Origin of the sequence: Pseudobacter ginsenosidimutans, from assembly GCF_007970185.1 — a bacterium.
Lineage (GTDB): Bacteria > Bacteroidota > Bacteroidia > Chitinophagales > Chitinophagaceae > Pseudobacter > Pseudobacter ginsenosidimutans.
This window is the reverse complement of record NZ_CP042431.1, coordinates 1,758,077-1,782,729: the sequence shown is the minus strand read 5'-3', so window position 1 is coordinate 1,782,729 and position 24,653 is coordinate 1,758,077. Positions and strand designations below refer to the sequence as shown.

Here is a 24,653-nt window from a genome sequence, read left to right as displayed (position 1 = left end):
CTTTTAGTTTTTTGATGCTTACTAATTTTTTCCTCGGCCATCAACCCTCTTAAATTTTGTTTCATTTCAGTTAAAAAGAATTAATGTTTTGCAAAAGAATGATCAGAAATTAAACAAAACATTACCTGTCTGTAAACAAATCATTATGAATTGAAGCCTTGAAAAGAGCAATCGTGGTAAAATCTGGCCCGGAAAAGCCGATATTTGCTTTCATTTGGGCCATGAGCGTTAACCAAATGTAAAGTAATTTAACTAAATTAAACAATATTAAATAAAAAGAAAGGAAATTAAAGTGGAGATTAGGCGATTACAGTTGATATTTTTTACCAAATCGTAAACTCTTTGCAAGACTTTGAAAATATTAGGAAATATTGGCAACTTTGTGAAACTTAACTTTATTGTATGAAAACGATCACAGACAGGCATCAGTTCATCCTGAAGAAACTAGCGGAAAAGGGGCAGGTCAGCATTCCTCAACTCATGGATGAAATGAAAGTGAGTGGCGTTACGATCCGGAAAGACCTGAAACTGTTGGAAGAAAAAAAGCTGCTCTTCCGCACCCGCGGCGGCGGCTCTATCAATAATCCCTACGCTATCGAGCGGCCCATCGACGAAAAAGAGTTCATCAAATCCGATGAAAAGAAGAAGATCGCGAAAGCTGCACTCGGCCTGATCGGTCAGAACGACTCCATTATAATAGGATCAGGCACTACTGTGTTTGAGGTAGCCCGGCAATTGCATCCGGAAAAAAGATTGATCGCTATCACGCCTGCATTGAAAGTGGCGCTGGAACTGATCAACCGTCCGAATGTGGAGATACTCCAGCTTGGCGGCCTGGTGCATCAAAGCTCTTCGTCAACAGCAGGGTCTTTCGCAGAAAGAGTTTTGGATGAACTGACCTGCGGCGTGCTTTTCATTGGAGTAGATGGAATAGACCTTGAACATGGGCTTACCATCACCAATATCGTTGAAGCGAGCCTGAATCAAAAAATGATCAAGCTGGCGCAGACAGTAGTGGTTTGTGCAGACAGTTCTAAATTCGATCGCAGGGGATTGGGCAAGATCTGTAACCTGGATCAGATCGATTATATCATTACAGATGGAGAAGTGAGCAGGGAAACAGTGAATAAAATAGAGAAGTCAGGCGTGAAAGTGGTGATTGCGGAATAAACATTGCTGTAGCGTTTCAATAAAAACCCGGACAGGATAAAGATGCTGTCCGGGTTTTTATTGAAACGCTCTGGTTTTCTGTGCAATAACTGTAAGGTGGGTTTCCCTGTGTTTTATTTCCAGGTGATCGGAATGTCCTTGTATTCAAAGCCGGGATCGTTTCCGCCGAATTCCAAGGCAATCAGTTTCATTAGTTTTATTGATGGCAGGACTTTTTCATACTGGAATACTGTCTTTACAGGTACATCTGTAAAAACCTTATTGCTAGAGCCCCCGCTTCCTATCTTAATTCTATAGGTTTCGTATTCATTCGCTTCTACATCAACTCCAGTGGTCTTCCGGAAGTTAAGTTCTGTATTGGGCCCATGATTCGTAACAACCAATGTAATAGTAACTGTTTGTTCTTTGATATTTCCTTCACACTTAGTGAGAAGAAAATCCATTTTTTTTGATGTAGCTGTTTTTACAGGAGTGAGAATGTTCAGCGCCTTTTTCAAATATTCATTTTCCTTTTTGATCTCTTCACAGTCCGCTGATTGAGCCATTGAAATAGGGACGAAGCAAAGCATGAAAGCTAAGGCCGCAAGGGCGGTAGTAATTCTTTTCATAGTAGAATGATTAGGTTAATGGTTATGGTTCCTGAACTACTACCAATATACGAAAAAATACTACTATAATCTTACTCTATTCCTGCACCAGCTTGATCCCTGTCTGTGTAAACTCGATCTTCCTGGCTTTGTACAAATTACCGGTTGTCATCTTGAAGACCTTCTTACTCATCCCAAAGAATTCATAAATATCTTCAGGACTTGATTTATCATTATAAGGCAGGTAACCGTTGTTCTCTTCCAGCAATCGCAATACTTTGCCGGTCTCATCTTCTACGCGCTGGTAGCCGGGTTTTCCAACCCCCACGTCGATCTTATTTTCTTCGCGGATGTTCTTGATATAGCCTTTCACTTTATCACCTACAGTGATCTGCTGGAAAATATCATTGAAGTGAAGTACGCCTGTGTGTATGTTGTTGATGATGACGCTGTACCCAATATCTGTTCTCCGGTAGATCAGCAGGTCCACCAGTTGCAGTTCTTTTACCGTCAGCAGATCGTTGGACAATCCATGTTCTATTTTTTCAGTAGCGGCTACGCGGCCTGTCTGTTCATCCAGGAAGATCTTCACGAGATAACTGCCGCCAACGCGCATACCCGTCAGCTGTTTTGATTTGGGCACGAAAATATCTTTCATCAATCCCCAATCCATGAAGGCGCCATGCGGAGTAACAGATACAACCGGCAGGTAAACAATATCGCCCACAACGCCCTTCGGGCGCTGGGTGGTGGCAATCAGGCGGTCTTCAGAATCGTGATAAACAAATACATTCAACACGTCTCCTACTTTCACGCCCTCGGGAATGAATCTTTTTGGCAACAGCACAACATCCTTACCCTCACCCAGGTACATGCCGAAATCGAATGTACGGGCCACTTTTAAACGATTGAACTCTCCAACTTTTATCATGCTGTCTGCCATAATCCGGTTTTGTGCAAAGAAACAGCAATTTGGTAACACCCGCACAGGTTGTTGAGCGGATATATACAAAAATGCAAAAGAGGAACTTAATTTTGCAGAGCAGGCGCTATTACCTGCTCCTAACAAACAATCAATATGGCTTACATCATGGTTGATGTTGAAACCGATGGTCCCATTCCCGGAGATTATTCGATGATCTCTTTTGGCGCCGTGCTGGTTGACGAACAACTCAACAAATCCTTTTACGGAAAACTAAAACCCATCTCCGATCAATTCATCCCCGAAGCGCTCGCTGTTTCAGGATTCACCAGGGAAGACACCAACAACTTCGACAACCCCAAATCAGTTATGGAAAACTTCGCAGCCTGGCTGAAGGAAGTTTCGCCGAACAGACCGAGTTTTATAAGCGACAATAATGGCTTCGACTGGATGTTCATCTGCTGGTACTTTCATCATTTCACAGGGGCAAATCCTTTTGGACATAGTTCATCCAACCTTGGCAGTTTGTATAAAGGCCTGGTTAAAGACACTTACCAGAATTTCAAACACCTCCGCAAAACTGCGCATACTCACAACCCCGTAGACGATGCCATTGGCAATGCCGAAGCGCTGTTAACATTAAAGAAAGATTACAACCTCAAAATAAAACTTTGAAAACGCCAGTCGTTTCTTTTGTTATCAATCCCGTAACAGTACCATAAAATTCAGGTAGCATTCCCGGAATACTTTTGGGCGCAACTCAATCATATGCCCAACAACCCTGGAAATCTTTTCAAGCAGTACACATTGATCCTGATCTGCCCGCTTCTCCTGATCGTTTGCTGCTTCTCCAAAACCACCTCCTTCCTTGGCGCCAATTTTTTCCATTGTCCTTTACTGGATTGGTGGTTCACTCATTTCACCCATCTTGGCGATGGCATTGTAGCGGTCCTGCTGGTAAGTTGTTATTTCATAGTGAAGAAAACTACACTCGCAATAAAGCTGCTGATTACATTTCTTTTTTCCGGTCTGGTGGTACAATTACTCAAAGCGTTGTTCCAGGCACCCAGGCCCAAAACATTCTTCCCTGAAAACTTTTATCAATATTTCATCGAAGGTGTTACGCATAGCGGCTTTGCCAGCTTCCCATCCGGGCACACCACAACTGCCTTTGCAGTAGCGGCTATGCTCAGCATGAATACAAGCAGTAGGCCAATTTGCATCCTTACATTCCTGGCAGCCATCCTGGTAGGCTATTCACGTATCTACCTGGGCCAGCATTTTGTTGAAGATGTGGCTACCGGCATCATCATTGGCGTTGCCAGCTCCATCTTCATAGATTACGGGTATAAATCTTACATTGTAAGAGGAAGAGCCGTAGGAAAAAATCCATCCAACCAATATGAACGGCCTGCAGCCATCTGATCATAAAAGGAAGACTATCCTGCTGATCATTATTTCGTCCATTATCAGGTTATTGCTAAGTGGAATAGTGGAATTGAATAATGATGAAGTCTATTATTGGACTTACGCCAAAGAGCTTCAATGGAATTATTTCGATCATCCTCCCCTGGTTGGAGTTTGCATCCGCTTCTTTACTGCCGGACTGCATTGGAACCATGAGTTCTTCATCCGCCTGGCTTCCGTGATTGGCGCAGCTATTAGCACCTGGTTGATCTATCTTTCGGGTAAATCATTGAGCAGTGAGCGGACCGGCTGGATTGCCGCCTGCCTTTTCACAGCCTCTTTTTATAGCAGTGTAATTGCCGGGCTACTGATCCTGCCTGATTCTCCGCAAATGGTTTTCTGGATGCTAAGCGTTTATCTGATAATCCGGATTGCCGGCAGTAAGCGAAGCTTCTCTATCAATATCAACCTGATCCTTCTTGGTATCAGCATCGGACTTTGCATACTCAGCAAAGTGCATGGCATCTTCTGCTGGCTTGGATTTGGAGGCTTTATTCTTTTTCACAAAAGAAGCCTGCTCAAAAATCCTTTTCTTTATATCAGCGCCCTGATTACTGCTGCTATGCTGGTTCCCTCATTCCTTTGGACTATCAGCAACAAAATGAGTACGGTAGATTATCATGGCAGCCGCATCCTTATCCGGCATTTTCAATTCGACAGTTTTATCCGGGAACTACTGGGATCCTTTGCATATAATAATCCACTGAATGTAATTCTCCTGGTTGCTTCATTGGTTGCGCTCAAATGGAAATTGAAACAATATTCACTGATCCTCTGGCTGGGCCTTCCATTGATCCTGACAGTAATCTTCCTTTCCCTCTTTAACGATACATTACCGCATTGGAGCGGCCCTGCTTACAGTACTTTAATACTGCTGACAGCCGCCCGCCTAAGTGGGATCAATTCCCGGAAAGTAAAAAAATGGACAACCGCAGGCATTAGTCTCACAGCAGGCGTGCTGCTCACTGCTATCTGCATCATCAATTACTGGCCCGGAACCCTCGGCAATAAATCCATACCCGACTTCGGCAAACATGATATTACCCTCGACATGAGTGGCTGGCGAAATTTCGGGAAAGACTTCAGTAATTTGTATAAAGAAGACAAAAAATCCGCAAAAGACAGCCCCCGCTTTATTTTCAGCAACTACTGGTTCCCCGCAGCCCATCTCGATTTCTATGTAGCCCGGCCAATCGGTCTCTTTGTGAAAGGCATTGGCGATATCAACGCCATCCATCATTTCGCCTGGCTGAATGAAAAACTTCCGGAATTGAAACCTGGAGAAGATGCCTATTATATCGGCATTTCCAATTTTTATGAGCCCGTTCCGGAAGCAATAACAAAACGATTCAGCGAAGTATCGGCACCTGTTTCCATTCCACAGATCAGGAATGGAAAAGTTGCCAGGTATTTCTATGTGTATAGATTGAAGGGGTATAAAGAAATGGTTGAATGAAATCCAATCACCATTGATCCAGTTCCTTCAGGTCTGATCTTTTGATTGCGATGCCTTCTCCCGGTACCAGTATCACATTGAATGATATTTTTGTACGGGCAGGTAAACTCATTTCAAATCCGATCAGTGTGGTACCAGGATTGACAGCATCATAACTGTGGGGAGGATCTGTTCTCCAGGTTTGCAGTTTCACGCCTGGCAGTCCGGCTACGCTGATGAACAGCTTTTGTCCTTTACTTTCGAGTTGCGCCTGGTGGCCATCGATAGCTACTATTTTTGCAGGTGTAAGCATGGTCCAGCGGATAATGCAAGTACTGTCTCCGCTCTCTAATTCATCACGAACGGTTACATATTGTTTGTTGATGATCGCAATACCCCTGCGCGCATTTGCCAGGTCCTGTTTGTAAATATTGGTCAGATCAAGTACAGCGCGTGTATTCATTGAATCATCTGAAAAGCTTACGAGCGGCGCATTTCCTTTAACCTGTTGAAGATGTCCGTTAACGGTGAGTGTGCTATGTGAAAAATTGGAATAACGGAATACGTCCCAGCGTTGAGAGCCCTGGCTCATATCCCAGATGCTCAGTCCGGCAGATTCAAGCGAATTGTATTGCTGCATGCCGAGATCGGCAGACCACCTGGATGCGCCAGCATCCATTACGAAAGAGCCGGCATCCATATGAGCATGACTAACGGAAGGTGATCCACCTTTGAATCCTACATAGATGCCCTGGTTCTTCTTCCAGCTCGTGCGCATCATCACTACCTGGTTGTCTCCTTTTCCTGCCCAGGTCTTCTGTGCAGGCTCGTTGATCTTTTCTGTTGCGATGCCTTTGCCCCAGATCATTGCAGCAGGCAGCAGCCTGTTTGTTCTTGCATTGAATTTCGATTCTAAGAGATAAGTCTTTTCAACAAATAGCAATGTCGGGTCATTCAGTTTATCGGCAAACCAGAACATAGCCGGCTGCAGTCCTTCCAGACTGCCGGCATCGGAATAGTTGAACGGCGCACCTTCCTGGCTGATCAGGTGCTGGTAGAAAGATGCAGATTCCATAAAACCAGGTTGTTCATTCAACCCGAATGCTGTTCCGAAGATTTTTTCTAGGGCACTGTTGAAGAACACATTGAAGGAAGTTCCATATCCCCAGTAACTGTAGCCTTCCTTGTAATTGCCGGCAGGCGCATATTCATTCATTGGCTTCACAATGCTGGTTACTGCGCGGCGCAACAATTCCATAGTCACCTGTGGCTGGTCCTCATAAACGGCCAGTGCTCCGAAACTGATCCCTGCATTGCAGACCTGGTTCCAGTTATTGGTGCCACGTAACCAGCCATTGTATTTTTTTTCGAGCGAAGGATTGATGCCTTTTTCGATAATGGCTTTCCTGATTACATTTTTCGATTTTTCTGACAGATCATGATAGAGCCAGTCGTAGCCGATAGCAACAGCCATCGTCATTTCGGCTACATCCAGGAAGTGGTCTGGGTTCCAGTTGCTGAAATTGCAAACGGCCAGCATTTCCTCTTCGCAGCGATTGAAGTATTTCTTCTTGCCGGTTGTGCGCCAGGCATAGCTCAGGAAAAAGATCCTGCGCAGACCTTCCCGGGACACCTGCAATAATCTCCTGCCGATCATCGTCCGTTCAACGGGATATTTTTTTAAGATGGAATCACATTCTTTCAATATGGCATCATGTACATTTTTCCATATTGCATTATTCCTGATCTCTGTTTTTATCCTTTCCTCTTCTCCTTTCAATAGAAGTAATCTCGGGTGGTCCTGGATCTTGGCAGAATCGATCAGGGGCATTTGGCTCCATGAAACTGTTGCCGTCAGCAGGATACCTATGAAGAGCAAGGCAGGTTTCATTTGAACGGGGATGTACATGCGTTTCTTTTTTACAACCTGAAATTATCGAATCGAAGCGGTATTGTCCTTTTCTAATATTTGCTGATAACGGTTCAACGCTTCCAGGTAATAATAATCTGCGTACACCAGCGGTACGTCTATCTCAAATCCATGCGCGATGCTGCCCACGCTGTGTTTCAGCAGGAATCCGCCATTGGTTCCGGCTTCGGAACGGTACACTTTCGAGCTCAGGGAATGCAGGATCTTTATGCCCGCTTCTTTATAGGCTGCGCCTTTGTCGCCCGCCAGCACACAGAGTTCCAACAGGGCGGAAGCCGTGATGGCAGCTGCGGACACGTCGCGGTAATTGGTGGGCGTCTGTGGCGCGCGCGAACGAACGGAAGGCGTATAGCCATTCTGGTTAGCATTGAAGTCCCAGTAACAAACTTTGTCGTTGGGCAGGTTGGGATGATTGATATAGAAGTCAGCCATCTTCATGGCTGTTTTCAGATAGCGCGGATCTTTCGTTTCGCGATAGCTCATCGTGAAACCATAAATACCCCAGGCCTGGCCGCGGGCCCAGGTGGAATTGTTGGCATATCCCTGTACGGTTTCGCGACTTAATACTTTCCCTGTTTGTGCATCATAACAAACAACATGGTAGCAGCTTCCATCGGCACGGACCTGGTTCTTCAGCACATTGTCTGCGTGCGTAATGGCTATCTTTTTATATTTCGGATCTCCTGTAACTTTTGTAGCGAAGAACAGCAGCTCCAGGTTCATCATATTGTCGATGATCACGGGATAATTGTATTTGTTCTTACCATCCCAGGAGCCGAACATGTTCCAGGAGCGGATGACGCCGGTCTTTTCGCTGAAGCGGGTGCTTAAACTGGCCGCAGCCTGCGCCAGCAGTGGCTTGTAGACTTCGTTTCCGGTGAGCCGGTAAGCATTGCCGTAACTACAATACATCATGAATCCAAGATCGTGGTGTTCCGTGAAGGATTTCAGGGATTCCAGTTTGTCTGTCCATTCGATGGCTTCCTGTTTGATGGAATCATTCTTTGTTCCTTCATAGAGGTACCAGAGGCTGCCAGGGAAAAAGCCGGAGGTCCATTCGTACTTATCTGTCAGTTTCAATTTTCCTTTTTCATCGATGGTGCGGGGAAAAAGTGTGTCGTACTTATTGGCTTCTTCCAGCATTCCTTTGATCTGTGATTTTGCAAACGAGAAGTTATCCTGCAAAAACTGTTGTTCATCATTCCGGATAAAGGCTGAACCTATCAACAGGCCAATCACCACAAAAAATTGGTATTTCATTGTTACGGTTTTATCGCTTTCACTTTATTGTACAGATATATCGATATTATGCGGGGTCACACTTGTTTCTTCGATGCTCACGCGACCACCAACGAAGGTTGCCTTGTAGTTGCCGGGTGTATTGTAAAAAGTATAGAAATTCAGATCAGCCATATTCTGACCTCCGTTCTTGATCACCAATCCTGCATCGGGCGTCACTTTGCGAAGATTAATGGGACCGATGAAAAGCCATGCCTCGGCGGGGGCGCCTGCAGCCCCCACTGAGGTTGCACCGGTAATTACCATACTGGTTGTGCTGACGGACCAATTGAAATTGTTTTGCAGCGTGTAAGAGGCAAATCCCGGACTGAAAGTATTGACCCCATAATTTGTATAAGGCGTTGAGGAAGTATTCATGTTGGCGATGGTGTAGCTGGTTCCATCGGACAGATTATTCTTCACGGTGAAATTGCTGATGGTCCATTTGGGCTGGATGCTTCCCGCTTCAGCAATGTATTTGAAAGCGATGTATACAGGCTTGCCTGCTTCTGCAAAATCGGTGAGCTCTATATCGCCGGAAGGAACAGCCGTAGTGCCACTCAGGGCCAGCGTGGCGCGCGAAGTAATGTCCTCCCAGGTTGCGGCAGCAATATTTGCTTTGGTGCTGTTGGTATCGCCACGAACCACTCCCTTGAAATCAGAAGAGATCATCAGCAGGAGTGTGTTCTGTTGCACACCATTGGCCCTTACTGTGCTGAAATTCACCACAGGCAAGCCCTCGGCCTGCACACGGTCTTTGAATTCAAATCTTTTGCCCGGCTCTCCTGAATAGAAAGTTATGATATCGGGATTACCTGCGAAACTGAATCTTGCAGTGTCTCCTGCGTTGAGTGAAGTTCTTTGCGCAGTTACTGCAAAATCGGAGGAGCCGTTGCTGAGCTTTTTGGTGCAGGCGCTGAGTCCTGCCAGCAAGAACAATATTGAACAACTATATTTCAACATACAATCATTATTAGGTTTGAACAATTACCAGCCCTGGTTCGGGCGGATGGCTTTATTGATATTGAGCTCCAGCGCGGGAATAGGTAAGATGGTGTAGCGCGGAGAAGAGCCGGCGGTACTGTAACCCAGTATCCACCTGTTCTTGTTGGTAACGCTGGCATTGGAAGCCTGGATCTCGGTCACCATCGCGTCCATCACCTGTTTGAATATTCCCCATCGGATGAGATCGGGCCTGCGCAATCCTTCAAAACACAGCTCGCGTGCGCGCTCGTCCTGGATCTGTTGTTTGAAATCAGTATAGGAGAGATCAGCAGGGAGATCGGCATTTACATCGGGCTGATCTAACGGAACTCCATAGCCGCGTCTTCTCACTTCATTGATGGCATCATAGGCCGCTTGTGTAGGTCCGGCATTCACTTCGTTCTCAGCTTCGGCCAGCATCAGCAGTACATCACTGTAGCGAAGGATCGGAAAATTGGTGCCTGTTCTGTATTGTTGTTTGGGAGGGAGCTCGGTATATCTTCTCCATTTGCCGCTTTCACGACCAATGATATTACTGGCTGTATAGTTCACGCGGACCGCCGTTGTGGCTGTACTGGTAAAGCTGAACGGAGCAATGGACCAGTCGCGGCGCTGATCGCCTGTCTTGTACAGGTTGTACAGTTTGATGGTAGTCCTGATATTGCCGGAACCGAAGCCGGTATCGATATTCTGGCAACCCATCTGGTAAGTACCCAATCTGCCTCCTTCGTTGTAAGCGGTATTTTGTCCATTCATGTAGAAGTCTGCTTCCCACATACTTTCCTTTACATCGTACACATCCCTTGTCTGATTAATAAACACCTGGCTATAGGCAGAATTGGTGAGTAAGGGATCGAAATTGGTATTCAACTGGTGTTCGCCGCTTTGTTGCACTTTCTGCGCCCAACTCAATGCTTCCGCGTATTTGCTTTGATCGTTGAGCGGATTACCTGCCATGTACAAACAAACACGCGCCAGCATTCCCTGAACAGTGGTTTGCGAAACATGACTTCCATTACCGATCACAGATGCTTTGCTCACTTTGGCTTCGGCTTCTTTCATGTCCGCCAGCACCTGTGCATACACGGTAGCAGCATCGTCCCTGGGAATATTCACGGAGTTGATATTTGCCGTAGGCGTTAGTTTCAAGGGCACACCGCCATAATTGCTCACCAGCAGGAAATGATAGAACCCGCGCAGGAAGAGCGCTTCACCCAGGATCACCTGGCGCTTCGTTTCATCCATGTTGGGTTTGTTGATATTCTTTATCAGCAGGTTGGCGCGTTCGATCCCAACATAGCATTGTTCCCATAATCCGCTCACATACGGATTGGTATAATCGAACTGGTAGAACATGGGAGCTGAAAAGGAGTTGGCAGTATTGGGATAGAACGATTCATCCGAACAGCTTCCGAACTGGAACCAAAGCGAACTGCCGTAGAGGTATTCACTACCCAGTGGATCATAGGCGCCTGTAAGTGCAAAGTTCAAATCCTGCTCACTATTGTAATAATTATCCGGCTGTATGAAGTCCGTGGGTTGTCTATCGAGTATCTTATTGCAACCCGTAGCAAGTACCAGCGCCGGCAATAAGAATAACAAAATCGGTTTCATATATAACAAGTTTATCGTTGCGAATTAGAATGTCACGTTCAGTCCAAATGTGATGGTCCTGGGGCGGGGATACGCCGAGTAATCCACACCAGGCGTGAGTACCGAATTGAAGATGCTCACTTCAGGATCAACACCGGAGTAGTCAGTCCAGGTGAGCAGGTTCTGTGCTGCTGCATATAGCCTGGCTGATTTTATTTTCAGGAAGCGCAGGGTCTTAGGTGAAAAATTATACCCGAGTTGAACGGTCTTCAACCTTAGATAAGAACCGTCTTCGATCACCCGGGAATTAGTTCCAGTGGGCGTTGTGGGCCCATAGCCACCAGCGCCGCCGCGTGGAATTTTAGAATCGGTATTAGTGGGGCTCCAGCGATCGGCGAAGCTCGCAAACTGGTTTAGGTGTGAACGGCCGAGAATATTTCCTTCAAAGATGTAGCGGTTCGCATTGATGATATCGTTGCCATAAGACCACTGGAAGAAAATATTCAGATCGAAATTCTTATACGTGAACTCATTGGTGAAACCGCCTGTGTGAATGGGCAGTCCCCTTCCGATAACGGCATAATCGTTCGCATCAACAACTTTGTCGCCATTGATATCCCTGAATTTGATATCGCCGGGTTGGATATTTGCGCGTGTATTGCCGTTGGTGGTGATATGATCCTTCAATACATAGTTACCCGTGTTGGAGACATCGAAATCTTCATACTGGTAAACGCCATCCCAGATGAAACCGTACATCATTCCCAACTGATTGCCCACTTTGGAAATAAAGGCCGGGATGGTTCTGAAGTATTGATCGAAAGGAGCCGCAGAGAGGATCGATTCCTGGTTCTCTGTCAGCTGCAGGATCTTGTTCTGATTGAAAGTTATGTTTAAACTGGATTTCCATTTGAAATCACGGTTGTCGATATTGGTGGTGCCCACTGTAAGTTCGAGGCCCTGGTTTTGTACGCTGCCGATATTCCTGTACGCTTGTGCATATCCGAGAGAAAGCGGAATATTGGCATAGATCAGCAGGTCCTTTGTTTTCTTACGATAGATATCGGCTGTGAGGTTGATCCTGTCGTTTAGAAACCCGAGATCCAGACCAATATTGAATTGCTCTGTTGTTTCCCAGGTGAGGTTTTCGTTTCCGAAGTTGGATGGGATGGCGCCTGAGATGGTAGTATTCCCGAAAGTATATCCCTGCGGATTCACTGCCAGGTTGATGGCGGAGAGATAAGTGAAATCGCCTACACGGTTATTACCTGTAAGACCGTAACTCACGCGCAGTTTACCTTCCGAGAGAATATCCTCAAACTGTTTCATGAATTTTTCTTCGCTGAATTTCCAGGCGGCAGCGCCGGAAGGGAAATACCCCCAGCGATTGTGTTTCGCAAATTTTGAAGAACCGTCTGCGCGATAAGAAAAAGTGAGCAGGTACCTGTTCCCATATTTGTAGTCTGCTCTTCCGAGGAATGACATTAATCCCCAACTGGTGGTGGTGGCGCGCACCACCTGCGGTGTGCCTTCATCCAGGCCACTGATGCCCAGCTGCGCATTGGGGAGATTGGTGGCGGAAGAACCATGACTGGAAGATTTGTTCACAGACTCCGACATACCGGCCAGCACAGTGAAGTTGTGCTTGCGATTGAAGGTTTTGTTCCATGTCAATGTGTTTTCATTCACCCAGGTGGAAGAGTTATAATACATCACGCTTCCATTCACGCCATTTTGTGATCCCAGCAAGGAACGTTTATTGCCGTAGACAGTATTGGTATCATTGAACTGGTTATTCTGTGTAATGGTGCTGTTGATGCCTCCTGTTATTTTCAGTTTCAGATTTTTCAGGATCGCATACTCCAGGTTGGCATTGATAATGGTGTTACGTCCGATGTTCTCACGCAGCATATGTTTCTGGTTGATCACCGGGTTCATTCGCAGATCGATGGTTGGATCTATGAACTGATCGAAGAGCTGATCTGTTAAGCCCGTTGAACCGTCCAGGGAGAAATTTCTGTATCCGTACACGCTGAACAAAGAGTAAGCAGTGGAGCTGCTGCTATTCGGAGTGGAAGGCGATGCGCCGTTTTGTTTATTGTAAGCATAATTCACATACACACCGCCTTTGAGTTTAGAATTGAATGTCTGATTGAGCGACATGGTGCCCTGGTATCTCCTGTATCCGGAGTTCACCATCACGCCTTCCTGCCGGAGAAGATTACCAGACACATAATATTTAGTGGTATTGTTGCCGCCGCTGATGGAAATGGAATTATTGCTCATGGGAGCTGTTCTGTAGAGTTGGTCCTGCCAGTCTATTTCCGGAATGCTTCGGTAGTAGTCGAGCGACTTACCATCTGACAGGTAAATATTGTTGGCATCGGTTGGGATCCTTTCCAGCTGGTACTCCACAAACCGGGAAGGGCTCAACAGCTTCATCCGGTTATAATCTTTCTGCAGTCCGAAGGAGCTGCTCAGTGTTACCACGGGCGGACCGGCCTTTCCTTTTTTGGTGGTGATGATGATCACCCCGTTTGCGGCACGGGAACCGTAGATTGCTGTAGCCGACGCATCTTTCAAGACTTCGATAGATTCGATGTCCTGTGGATTGATGAAATTGTTGTTGGGGCTTTCGATCGGAAATCCATCGATCACATAAAGAGGCGAGTTATCCTGCGTAACGGAGTTGGCGCCGCGGATGGTGATGTTCACGGCTGAGCCGGGTTGTCCGTCAACCGAAGACACATTCACTCCGGCAACACGACCAGCAAGTGCTTCATCAAATGAACGGACCGGCGCCTTCTGCATGTCTTCCACCGGCGCTTTGGAAACAGAACCGGTCACATCCCGTTTCTGAACGGTGCCATAGCCGATGACGATCACATCGTCCAGCTTGCTGACCTTGTTATTGAGAATAATGGAATATTCGTTCTTTTCGCCTACCACCTGCGAAACAGGATCGAAGTTCACACTGGTGAACTGTAAGGTATCTCCCACGCTGGCCTGGATGCTGAACGCTCCATTGGAGTCTGAATTGGTGGCAGCAGTCTTTCCTTTTACGGAAACTGTTACGGCAGGAACGGGTTTCCCCTCAGCATCTTTCACTGTACCCGAAACTTTCTTCTGGGCAAGTGCAGGAATGGAAAAAGAGAAAAATAGAAAAAGAATTAACTGAAGCTTCCGGCCGCCTGAACGGCGACTATGGCTTTGAGCTTTCAATGACATAAGCAATACATTAATATGGTTACGCAATCCCTGACGAATTTGGCGAATAATTGAAGGAACATGGGGTGAAAAATTCGGCTTTATAGGGTCAATTTTTAAAAAATGACGGTGAACTGCTGCTTATATTGAGTTTGTTCCTAATACAAATGGTGTGTTGATTGGTTTCAAACGATGTTCCAAAGTATTTTCCTGCCTCCTTCGTTTTAAAAAATAACCTAAATTGAAGTCCTCAGATTGCCAGTCAACAATATCTCCCATGCCTGCTTTTTAATGAACACCCATGAGTTTTCCGAATCGAATACTGCTTGTTGTACAGGCTTTGCTGCTGATCTCCGTGCAGGGAATTTGTCAGCAAATGAGTTTTTCACACCTTGATGTGTCTGATCGCCTCTCCCAAAACTCGGTCATTGCCATTACACAGGACGCCAAAGGTTTCATGTGGTTCGGCACGCGACAGGGGCTCAACAAATACGACTCCCGGAAATTCACCATTTATAAGAATACACCCGGCAACAGATCAGGCATCTCCAACAATTATATTTTTTGCCTGCTCACCGATCGCAATGGCCAGGTATGGGCAGGCACACAGAACGGGCTCAACCGCTATCATTCTGAAACAGATCAGTTCGATCTTATTCCATTCGAAAAAGATGCAGCCATCAGCAGTCGCGATAAAGAGATCATCTGTTTGTTCGAAGACAGCCGGGGGAGGATCTGGGCAGGCACCCGGAATACCCTTTACCTGATTGCAGATGTTCAGCAAGCGGTACTGGTTCCGGTCAGCCGGTTTACCGGTAATGCATTTCGGCTTACCAATATCAATTGTGTGTATGAAGATGAAGGTGTCATCTGGGTAGGATCGGACCATGGCCTGGTACAGTTACACGAACAGAACGGCAAATTCTCCGTTAAAGAGATCTTTCACCAGGAAGCCGGTGAAACACGTCTGGTAGACAACCAGGTGAAGAGCATCGTACGCGACAAACGCAATCAACTCTGGATCGGCACTGCGCACAGAGGATTGCATTTATATGATCCCGTTACCGGTACATTCCATCGCTATCAAAATGTGAATAGCCGGATCGCCAGCGATCATATCCGCAAACTCTTACTGGATAAGGAAGGGAATCTTTGGATCGGTACCCAGGAAGGACTTTCAAAGTTGCAGGCCGGAACAGAACAGATCTCTACCTTCATCAATGATCCCTGGAACGATGCCAGCCTCAGTCAGAATTCTGTACATAGTTTGTATATGGATAAGACCGGTTCCATCTGGGTGGGAACTTTTTTTGGTGGCGTGAATTGTCTTTATTCACTGAGCACGCCATTCACTGTATACTCCACCAGGTCTTCCAGGAAGTTGAACAATAATGTTGTCAGTTCCATTGTGCAGGATAATGACGACGATCTCTGGATCGGAACCGAAGGCGGAGGCATCAACCGGTTTGGCCGCGATGGTTCCATTACTTATTACAAACACAATTCCAATGATCCTTACAGCCCTGGTTCCAACCTGGTGAAAGTTTTGTACAAAGACAAAGAGGGGAATATCTGGGCGGGTACGCATGGGGGTGGCCTCAATCTTTTCGATCGCAGCAAGAACCGATTCATCCGATACCTTTACAATGCAGCTGATCCTTATCTGCAGGGAGCTGAGATCACGAGCCTGATGCAGGACGCAGCTGGTCGCTTCTGGATAGGCACGGAAACACAGGGACTTCAACTTTATCAAAAGAAAGGATCACAACTGGAGCCACTTCCTGCTCCTGAAGGATTCGCGAAACTGCAACGGCAATCCATTCTTTCTACACTGCTTACTTCAACCAATACAATCTGGACCGGGACCAGGCGAGGACTGTATATTCTTACTGCTGATGGCAGCAAACTGTTGAAAACAGACAGCTCCATCTTTCCGGTGAACTGTTTGTATGAAGATAAACAACAACGCATTTGGGCGGGCAGCGGTGAGAACGGACTGGTTCTTTTGGATAAAAATGGAAACCAGAAATCGAGCATCACAAAGAACGAAGGATTGCCGGACAATAATGTGCTCGGCATCATCGAAGGCGAAAACGGGGAGCTATGGATCAGTACCATCAACGGTTTGGCGAGATATAATCCTGCTACAGGTTCCTGCAATGTGTACAACACGGAAGATGGACTGGCCGGCAATGTTTTCAATAATAATGCCTGGTACAAAGCCCCGGATGGAAAACTGTATTTCGGCGGTTACTTTGGTCTTACTGCTTTTGAACCTGCTGCTATCAGTCAGAACCTGCAAGCGCCGCTTGTAGCGTTCTCCTCTTTCAATCTTCATAATAAAGAAGTGAAAACAGGCGCACAGGACAGTTTGTTGCAAAAACAGATCAGTTATACATCTGCAATCAGACTGAAGCATAACCAGAATGCATTCTCTGTGGAATTTGCTGCGTTGAATTTCATCAAACCCGCAAAGAACAGGTACGCCTACAAGCTGGAAGGCTTCGACGATAACTTTACCTACACCAGCGATCCGCTCGCCAGTTATTCAAATGTGCCCTCCGGTAATTATACACTGATCGTGAAAGGAAGTAATAATGATGGAGTCTGGGGCACCCCCATTTCACTGAAGATACAGGTGCTGCCTCCCTTTTGGAAAACATGGTGGGCCTATACGTTGTACATTCTTGCGGGATTGGCCCTCGTGTTCTTTGTTGCCCGTTACTTCCTGATGCAGGCATTGATGAAAAAAAGCAACACGCTCACCCAACTAAAATTGAATTTCTTTACCAATATCTCCCATGAAATAAGAACACATCTTTCCCTGATCACCGGTCCTACGGAAAAATTGATGAGCAAGAACAGCGGCAATACGGCCGATAAACAATTGCTGCAAACCATCAGATCCAACTCGGATAGCCTGTTGCAACTGGTGAATGAACTAATGGATTTCAGGAAAGCAGAAACAGGACATCTCACACTGCACGCATCCACTACAGATATTGCTGACTTTGCCCAATCGATCTACAATAGCTTTGGAGATATTGCCGCATCGCGGAATATCGATCAGCAGTTTTCTGCTCATCCTTCTCATATCAACCTTACATTCGATCGTGAACAAATGGAAAAAGTTTTCTACAATCTTTTTTCAAATGCATTCAAATTCACGCCTGATGGTGGTTTTGTGAAACTTACCATTCAGGATGACGCCAAACAGGTGATCATCACCGTGGCCAATAGCGGAAAGGGGATTGCTCGCGAGAATGTAGACCGATTGTTCGATAATTACTTCCAGGAAAATGATCACGGACAACAGAACACCGGTTATGGGATCGGCCTGGCATTGTCAAAAAGTATTGTGCAGGCGCATAAAGGCACTATCAGCGTCAGCTCCACCAAACTTAGCCACCAGGATCTTCATGAAACTATTTTCCGTGTAACGCTCCTGAAAGGAATACAGCATTATGCGCCCGGTCAGCTGGTTGCTACTGCCGATCTTCCCGTCATCCAAACCATCCTTGCCGGAGAAACAAGCCCTGTGCAGGGTTCTTTGATAAGCAACAATGGCAAACCATCCATTTTGCTGGTAGAAGACAATAGAGCAATCAGGACGTTCATCAAAGAAACACTCCAGGACAAATATTTCATAGCAGAAGCGGCAGATGGAGCATCAGGGCTGGTATATGCGGTAGAACATATTCCAGACCTGATCATCAGTGACGTAATGATGCCTGAAATGGACGGGCTTGAATTCTGCAGCAGGATCAAATCGGATATACGTACCAGTCATATTCCTGTAGTGCTGCTCACGGCTAAGACCGCGGTGGAGCACCAGATCAGCGGGCTTCAGACCGGCGCGAACACTTACCTGACCAAGCCATTCAGTACGAAAGTGCTGGAACTGACGGTACAGAATTTATTGCTGGCAAGAGAGAAGTACTGGCAGCATTTCAATACAACACTGGGCCGGAAAACATTTCCAGGCGAAGACGTTCAGGCTTCTTCTTCAACTGCGCCTGATACTCCCCTGACATTTCCTGCCTTGCATCCATTGGATGAAGCCTTCCTTAAAAACATCGAAAACATTGTTCTTGAAAACATGGACGATCCGGGTTTTGGTGTAGGCGTGCTTGCCCAGAAAGCTCTGATGAGCCAACCTGTTTTATACAAAAAGATCAAAGCCATTACCGGGCTGAGTGCAAATGATTTTGTGAAGTCCCTCAGGCTGAAACAGGCAGCCACGCTGCTTTCGGGGCAACGACACACCGTGTATGAGATCGCTTATATGGTGGGGTATGAAGACAGTAAATATTTCAGCCGTGAGTTTAAGAAACAATATGGTGTAAACCCAAGCGAGTACGGGGCAAAAACTTCCGGATAATACAATTCATTTTTCCATTTCTTCCAATGATTGTTTAGCCAGTTGTAATTCCGGTTTGGGGCTATTTGTAACTGCTATCGATATCAATCGGTGATAGTAGTCGATTGCTTTTGATTTTTCTCCGGTTTTTGATGCAGCCTGTGCTGCCCCGAGTAATGCATTGAAGCGGTTGGGATGTCTCTTAAGATTTTGTTCATATGCTTCGAGAGCAGCCTGATAATCTTTTAGTTCCATCAGCATATCGCCCAGCAATTCCTTTGCCGGTAATACTTCAGCAGGTGTTACGGGATGTTTTTCTGTGCTGTCTTCCATTTTTGCAGCGAGCTGCATGAGTTGCAAGGCTTCTCCTTTCTTTCCGGATCTGAGTTTTGCCCAGGCTTCACCTGCTGCCAACTGCACACTTACCTGTTGTGCCTTGTAAGTATCCCCCTGTTCGGCAAGTGTATCCCTGATTCGTTTCAATTCCTGTATTTCCTCTGTTGAGATCTTTGTCTGACCCGTATGTACCGCGCCCATCACTCTTGCGAAGTGGATGATCGCTTTTTGCCAGAGGAAATCATCCCAGGAAAAATTGGCAACAGGGAAAGGAAGGCGGGCTGCTTCTTTCCAATTGCGGCTCTCGAGGTAATACCTTGCAGGTATGGCAGCGAAAGAATAGGCGACTTTAAAATTGGCAGGCGATGTTTCGTGGATGGATAACAGATAGTCCAGTTGTTTTTTCGCATTGTATGTATCACCCTTTTGGAGATAGGCGTACATCAGATAATCAAGGCCATGCAATTCTTCGTCCCAATGTTTCATTCCATTTTGTTGCGCATAGCATTGTGCAGAAGAAACGGAGGCGATATTGGACTGAACAGCTTCGTCCCAAAGCCCAAGCCTTGTAAATATATGAGAAGGCATATGCAAAGCGTGCGCCGACGATGGCGCTATGGATGCGTATTTCCTTGCTGCGGGCAGCGCCAGGGAGGCTAGTTCCGGTACATCATAAGTATGTATAAGATAATGTGCGATACCCGGATGATCCGGTGCACCGGGCGCTAATGACTGCAAGAGTTCGCCTGCTTTTTTTTGTTTCTTAAAATTCTTATCCGATGGATTGGCCGCGGCATCCAGGGCCAGAGCATAGAGAACGGTGGCTTCCATATCGGAGGAATCTTTTTCGTGCAGATCTTCCATTGCCTTTTCGAACCGGAGGCAGCGTGTTTTATGATCTGTTTGTTGCCAGCGGTCGTAGAATGATGCGATGGCTTCAATATATGATGACTCTTTTTTTGAAGCCGGTTTCAGTCCTCTTGCGATTGCGATGGCTGCGCTTCCTTTTTGCAATTCTGCTTTGGAAGGAGGCGCCCAGAGCGGATGAAAATTACTCATTGCCACTCCCCAATACGCCATTGCACAGTCGGGGTTTTGATCGATAATACCGGCGAAGACTTTTTCCGCTTCGTCGTATTCAAACGAATGAAGCAGTTTGAGCCCTAGCATAAAAGAAGATTGAGTGGCTGCAGGAGCATCGATGGCAAAGTGCAGGGTGCCAAGCTGCTGTGATGGGCCACAGGTGATCAGTTGTCCTTTTTTGAGGTTCAGTGCATCGATCGATGCCCTGGAAGGCGCTTTCCTGCTCTCTTTGCAGGCGAACAGCAACAGGCAGAATAGCAACACCAGGCTTTGTGAGAAATTCATTTTCAATTTCATACAAAACGATTTTAGGTTGACCAATTGGTGCGGACTATTCAGCAGGAGGTGGGAAGGATACAAAGTTCGACAATTGCCGGGAATATCGAAGCTGAAAGTGCAGGAGAGATTACCGGTTAGTAGTATTCAGGGGACCAGCCAAAATACTAATTTTGCAGTTCAACCAGCCCCGTGTACAATTTCTATTCTACAGTAAAAGGCAATCCCGCTTATCGCCAGCTCAGTTGCGGAGAGGCGCTGGTTTCTATTTTTACTTGCCCGCTCGATTCAAAGTTTGCCGATCTCTGGAGTCATCACAATTACGTTTTGTATGTGATGGAAGGGAGAAAGGTTTGGCATACGCCACATGGCTCTTACGATCTTCAGAAAGGCAGTTGTGTATTTGTAAGGAAAGGCGCTTCCATTGTTGAGCAGTTCAATGAAACAGAGTTCTGTTTTGTACTTTTTTTCTTACCCGATGCATTCATCTGCGATGTGTTGAAAAGCAAACCGGGAGAGAAGATAAGACCGGCAGGAAAGCTTGATCCTGTGATCCCCATTCATAACAGTACTGCCGCGGAAGCTTATTTCCTTTCATTGATGCCATATTTCAGGCCTTCCTATCAACCCGATCCATTATTGCTGGAATTGAAATTCCGTGAGCTGGTATTGCTGATTGCAGAGAACCCGGCCAATGAGCAATTGTTATCCTGGTTCTGCTCATTGATGAACGAGCCGCAGATTGTTTTACAACGTGTGATGGAAGATAATTTCTGTTTTAACTTGAAACTGGAGGACTATGCCAGGCTGAGTGCGAGGAGCCTGTCTGCATTCAAAAGAGATTTTGTTTCTTTATTCAATACAACTCCCGGGAAATGGCTGATGGACAAAAGACTGTATCATGCACGCCATCTATTGACCAGTCAGGCCAAAACCGTTGCCGAAGCTGCGTTTGAGAGCGGCTTTGAGAATCCGTCTCATTTTAGCAGGGTATTTAAGCAGAAGTTTGGAAGCTCGCCGGTGAATGTGAGGGATGTGCAGGTGATATGAGATTTACGGTAAGGGAGCAGGCCTTTACGTTTGTCATAAGATAGGTTGAATAAATGTATGCGCTAGCGGGAACAACGTTAATCATTAGAAAAATAAGAAGTTTGTGAAGGGGACAATAGCAAATACAATGAAAGAATTCAATCTGGCTGATGGGTAAATTTTTTCAAATCAATTTTTGGTATTTGTGGAGAGAAGTGGTTTGTAGGTGGACGGCGCATTTGGATAATGGTCTGTTCTATTTAGGGGAGGTTCTTGTTACAAAAATTTCATTAAATTGTAAATTGTCTTTAGAAAAATAATAAAAAAGCTCGTAAAAAAGCATGCATAAAAAAGGATATTTATCACAATACTTTGTAGCAGTTGCTGCTAAAAGACTTTCAACTGTAGAAGTAAATATCAAGAAATCTAACCAACACGAATTCAACGGCTCAGAAGCCTTAAAAAAAGTTCTTGGGACAAATGAAGTTGGTGAGACAATAACTTTTCGGAGCAGGTTTGTTTGGATGGGAGACGACAATGAAACTACAACATCAGACGCACAGCTTTCATGGTACGACGCAAGATTTGGTAAAGAAAGAGCAGCAGAGTGGAGATTATATTTTCCTACTACAGATGTTTCCCAACGTGCACAAGCTGGGGATCTCTTAATAATCGCTAAACGACCTGATAATACTTTGCTTTGTATCATAACTCCTGCTCAAACTACAGTGGAGAGTCAATTACTCTGGCTATTTGAAGTACCGGTACAAGCAGGCAAAAGCTTTGTTTATCAGGATTTTCAGCAATCAGGGGATAAAGAGATCGACTTTCCTGTTCGTTTCATACTTGAAGAGCTGGGTATTGAAATTGAAGACACTGAAACGGATTTCCTCGACTCAATACTTTTAAGGCTTAAAGGTAAAATGCCTACTACAAAAGAATTTTCTATACTAACCAGACAATCACTTAAAGATATCGCACCACTGGAAGATCCAGATACCGCATTAATGTCATGGATGAATCACGAAGAGAAGTTATTTAGAAGAATGGAGCGATTGGAATTGGAAAAAAGACTAAAACAAGGATTTTTTGATAAAGATGGGAATGTTGATGTTGAGGGGTTTCTAAAATTTTCATTAAGTATTCAAAATACACGAAAGTCAAGAGCCGGACTTGCATTAGAAAATCATACAGAAGAGATATTCAGACTTTATCAAATAAAATTTGATAGAGCAAAAATAACTGAGAACAAAGCAAAACCAGATTTTCTATTTCCAGGAGCAAGAGAATACCATCTGGCATCTTTTAAAAGTGAAAACCTAACAATGCTTGGAGTGAAAACCACTTGTAAGGATAGGTGGAGACAAGTTTTGAGTGAAGCTAAACGCATTAATAACAAACACCTTCTAACACTTGAACCAGGAATCAGCGAGAATCAAACCAATGAAATGATGGCGCATGGACTCCAATTGATATTACCCGCCTCAATACATACAACCTATAATGCCGCTCAAAGAGCATGGCTTATGAATCTCAAAGAATTCATATCATATTTAAAATCCAGACAGATTAACCTTAAAGATTTTTCGGGAGAATTATTTTCGTGATTTCTTGACTGGTGTCTTCTTGAGTACTTCAACTATTTGTTCACCGATGGCTCGTATCAGTGGTACCACCACAGAGTTTCCAAACTGCTTATATGCCTGATTCATTGAAACTTTATCTATCACAAAGTTATCAGGATAACCCTGAAGTCGGGCAGCTTCACGAACTGTAAGCCTTCGGGGATTCTTGTCCTTTTGGGGAATTAAGATTTCAGCACCGTCTTTATAATATCTGGCGCTCATAGTTCTTGAAATACCATTCAAATCTACTAAGCCGAATCCAAATCCATTTCCTTTCTCCTTATGTTTACGAGCATATCCTTGTAAATAATCCCATAGTTTATCAGAAAGCGTGTATTTAGGATCTGCTCTATTTTCTAAAATTTCTTTTATCCTCCTTTCAGGCAGTGGAAGTTCGGGAAATGAAAATTGTTCTTCTCCTTTGAAAACCTTCTTGTCAAAACCTACCATAAAAGTTCTTTCACGATGTTGAGGTACAAAATGTTTTCCGTTAAGGACTTTTGAGTAGAAGGTATAACCCAGCTCTTCCAGCGTTTCTTTGATAACTTTAAAAGTATTGCCCTTATCATGTGATACAAGGTTTTTTACATTTTCCAGAAAAAAAGCTTTCGGACGTTTTTCCTCAATAATTTTCGCGACATGAAAGAAAAGATTTCCTTGTTTTTCATCTTCGAAGCCATGCTTCCTGCCTAAGCTATTTTTTTTAGAAACTCCAGCAATTGAAAATGGCTGACAGGGGAATCCTCCGCATAAAAGATCAAACTTTTCAGGCACCCATTTTCTTGTTTCTTCTTTGGTTATGTCTCCAAAAGGGATCTCACCAAAGTTCGCGTAATAAGTTCTTTGAGCCATTTTATCCCACTCCGAGGAAAAAATACATTCTCCCTGGAGACTTTGCAGAGCAAGTCTGAATCCCCCAACGCCCGCAAACAGATCAATAAATGTAAATTCAGGTTTTGAAGGATTTTGAAATGGGATAATTTGATCGTTATACCTTATGATATACTGCAAAGCTTCTTCTGCAATCTTATCATTCATTTTTTCAGCAAAGTGACCATTAATCATTTCCTTCCCATATTGAATAGCATTTTTTTTATACACAATCTTATTTGAGTGAAGATAATGGCTAATAATTGCAGATCGATGGTTTTCCGCGCCAAAAAGATGCCCCTTCCATAACTTTTCAATTAAAGGTTGAAGTGAGCTTTCGAGAGTTTTGTTTTCTTGTTCTATGCTTTGCATTAATTAATTCGTTTCTCATTAATCAATCAAAAATCCAATTGTGAGAGCGTAATTTTCGGAGATGATTCACATTCTTAGTTTTCTCCAAATTAGCATTACGTCATTACAATTTACAAAGATACATCAAGC

The 24,653-nt window shown here is 45.0% G+C and carries 16 protein-coding genes; 7 read left to right on the top strand and 9 right to left on the bottom strand.

Going from position 1 to position 24,653, the window contains the following annotated elements; translation table 11 throughout:
* Positions 1–402: 402 nt before the first annotated feature.
* Positions 403–1,170 carry a DeoR/GlpR family DNA-binding transcription regulator gene (locus FSB84_RS07335; protein ID WP_130542176.1) on the top strand — a complete coding sequence of 256 codons (768 nt, stop codon included), beginning with the start codon at positions 403–405 and terminating at the stop codon, positions 1,168–1,170.
* A 113-nt stretch (positions 1,171–1,283) separates the two neighbouring features.
* On the opposite strand, the gene FSB84_RS07330 is transcribed toward FSB84_RS07335, so the two are convergent.
* Both FSB84_RS07330 and FSB84_RS07325 read right to left on the bottom strand, forming a co-directional pair.
* The gene (locus FSB84_RS07330) at positions 1,284–1,778 is read right to left on the bottom strand and encodes a hypothetical protein (RefSeq protein WP_130542177.1); all 495 of its coding nucleotides are present in this window, start codon (positions 1,776–1,778) and stop codon (positions 1,284–1,286) included.
* Between the two features lie 76 nt (positions 1,779–1,854).
* Positions 1,855–2,700 (bottom strand): CvfB family protein, encoded by an 846-nt coding sequence (locus tag FSB84_RS07325; protein WP_130542178.1) that lies wholly within the window; start codon positions 2,698–2,700, stop codon positions 1,855–1,857.
* Between the two features lie 135 nt (positions 2,701–2,835).
* On the opposite strand from FSB84_RS07325, the gene FSB84_RS07320 reads away from it, so the two are divergent.
* The 3 genes from FSB84_RS07320 to FSB84_RS07310 all read left to right on the top strand — a co-directional run bounded on the left by FSB84_RS07320 (position 2,836) and on the right by FSB84_RS07310 (position 5,602).
* Positions 2,836–3,354 carry an exonuclease domain-containing protein gene (locus FSB84_RS07320; RefSeq protein WP_130542179.1) on the top strand — a complete coding sequence of 173 codons (519 nt, stop codon included), beginning with the start codon at positions 2,836–2,838 and terminating at the stop codon, positions 3,352–3,354.
* A 93-nt stretch (positions 3,355–3,447) separates the two neighbouring features.
* The gene (locus tag FSB84_RS07315; RefSeq protein ID WP_130542180.1) at positions 3,448–4,104 is read left to right on the top strand and encodes a phosphatase PAP2 family protein; all 657 of its coding nucleotides are present in this window, start codon (positions 3,448–3,450) and stop codon (positions 4,102–4,104) included.
* Positions 4,082–5,602 (top strand): ArnT family glycosyltransferase, encoded by a 1,521-nt coding sequence (locus FSB84_RS07310; RefSeq protein WP_130542181.1) that lies wholly within the window; start codon positions 4,082–4,084, stop codon positions 5,600–5,602. Before FSB84_RS07315 ends, FSB84_RS07310 begins: the two co-directional genes overlap by 23 nt.
* A 7-nt stretch (positions 5,603–5,609) precedes the next feature.
* Here the strand turns inward: FSB84_RS07310 and FSB84_RS07305 are convergent, their stop codons facing one another.
* Genes FSB84_RS07305 through FSB84_RS07285 form a run of 5 tightly spaced genes read right to left on the bottom strand, consistent with a single transcriptional unit; the run spans position 5,610 to position 14,594 of the window.
* The gene (locus FSB84_RS07305; protein ID WP_130542182.1) at positions 5,610–7,472 is read right to left on the bottom strand and encodes a heparinase II/III domain-containing protein; all 1,863 of its coding nucleotides are present in this window, start codon (positions 7,470–7,472) and stop codon (positions 5,610–5,612) included.
* A 42-nt stretch (positions 7,473–7,514) separates the two neighbouring features.
* Positions 7,515–8,771, bottom strand: a complete 1,257-nt coding sequence (locus tag FSB84_RS07300) for a glycoside hydrolase family 88 protein (RefSeq protein ID WP_130542183.1) — start codon at positions 8,769–8,771, stop codon at positions 7,515–7,517.
* A gap of 24 nt (positions 8,772–8,795) precedes the next feature.
* Positions 8,796–9,752, bottom strand: coding sequence for a DUF5017 domain-containing protein (locus FSB84_RS07295; protein ID WP_130542184.1), 957 nt, complete (start codon positions 9,750–9,752; stop codon positions 8,796–8,798).
* Between the two features lie 24 nt (positions 9,753–9,776).
* Complete coding sequence (locus FSB84_RS07290; protein ID WP_130542185.1) at positions 9,777–11,387, bottom strand: RagB/SusD family nutrient uptake outer membrane protein; 1,611 nt, start codon at positions 11,385–11,387, stop codon at positions 9,777–9,779.
* A 24-nt stretch (positions 11,388–11,411) separates the two neighbouring features.
* Positions 11,412–14,594 carry a SusC/RagA family TonB-linked outer membrane protein gene (locus FSB84_RS07285; protein ID WP_192909903.1) on the bottom strand — a complete coding sequence of 1,061 codons (3,183 nt, stop codon included), beginning with the start codon at positions 14,592–14,594 and terminating at the stop codon, positions 11,412–11,414.
* A 280-nt stretch (positions 14,595–14,874) separates the two neighbouring features.
* Between FSB84_RS07285 and FSB84_RS07280 the strand changes: the two genes are divergently transcribed.
* Complete coding sequence (locus FSB84_RS07280) at positions 14,875–18,954, top strand: hybrid sensor histidine kinase/response regulator transcription factor (protein WP_130542186.1); 4,080 nt, start codon at positions 14,875–14,877, stop codon at positions 18,952–18,954.
* 6 nt (positions 18,955–18,960) lie between these two features.
* On the opposite strand, the gene FSB84_RS07275 is transcribed toward FSB84_RS07280, so the two are convergent.
* Positions 18,961–20,649, bottom strand: a complete 1,689-nt coding sequence (locus FSB84_RS07275; protein ID WP_130542187.1) for a tetratricopeptide repeat protein — start codon at positions 20,647–20,649, stop codon at positions 18,961–18,963.
* Between the two features lie 171 nt (positions 20,650–20,820).
* Between FSB84_RS07275 and FSB84_RS07270 the strand changes: the two genes are divergently transcribed.
* Together FSB84_RS07270 and FSB84_RS07265 are read left to right on the top strand one after the other, a co-directional pair.
* Positions 20,821–21,678, top strand: coding sequence for a helix-turn-helix domain-containing protein (locus FSB84_RS07270; RefSeq protein ID WP_130542188.1), 858 nt, complete (start codon positions 20,821–20,823; stop codon positions 21,676–21,678).
* Between the two features lie 320 nt (positions 21,679–21,998).
* Positions 21,999–23,264, top strand: coding sequence for a type II restriction endonuclease (locus FSB84_RS07265; protein ID WP_130542189.1), 1,266 nt, complete (start codon positions 21,999–22,001; stop codon positions 23,262–23,264).
* On the opposite strand, the gene dcm is transcribed toward FSB84_RS07265, so the two are convergent.
* Entirely contained in the window at positions 23,253–24,524 is a 1,272-nt protein-coding gene (gene dcm, locus FSB84_RS07260) for a DNA (cytosine-5-)-methyltransferase (protein WP_130542190.1), read from the bottom strand. The two genes, FSB84_RS07265 and dcm, sit on opposite strands and share 12 nt — an antisense overlap.
* Between the last annotated feature and the right edge of the window lie 129 nt (positions 24,525–24,653).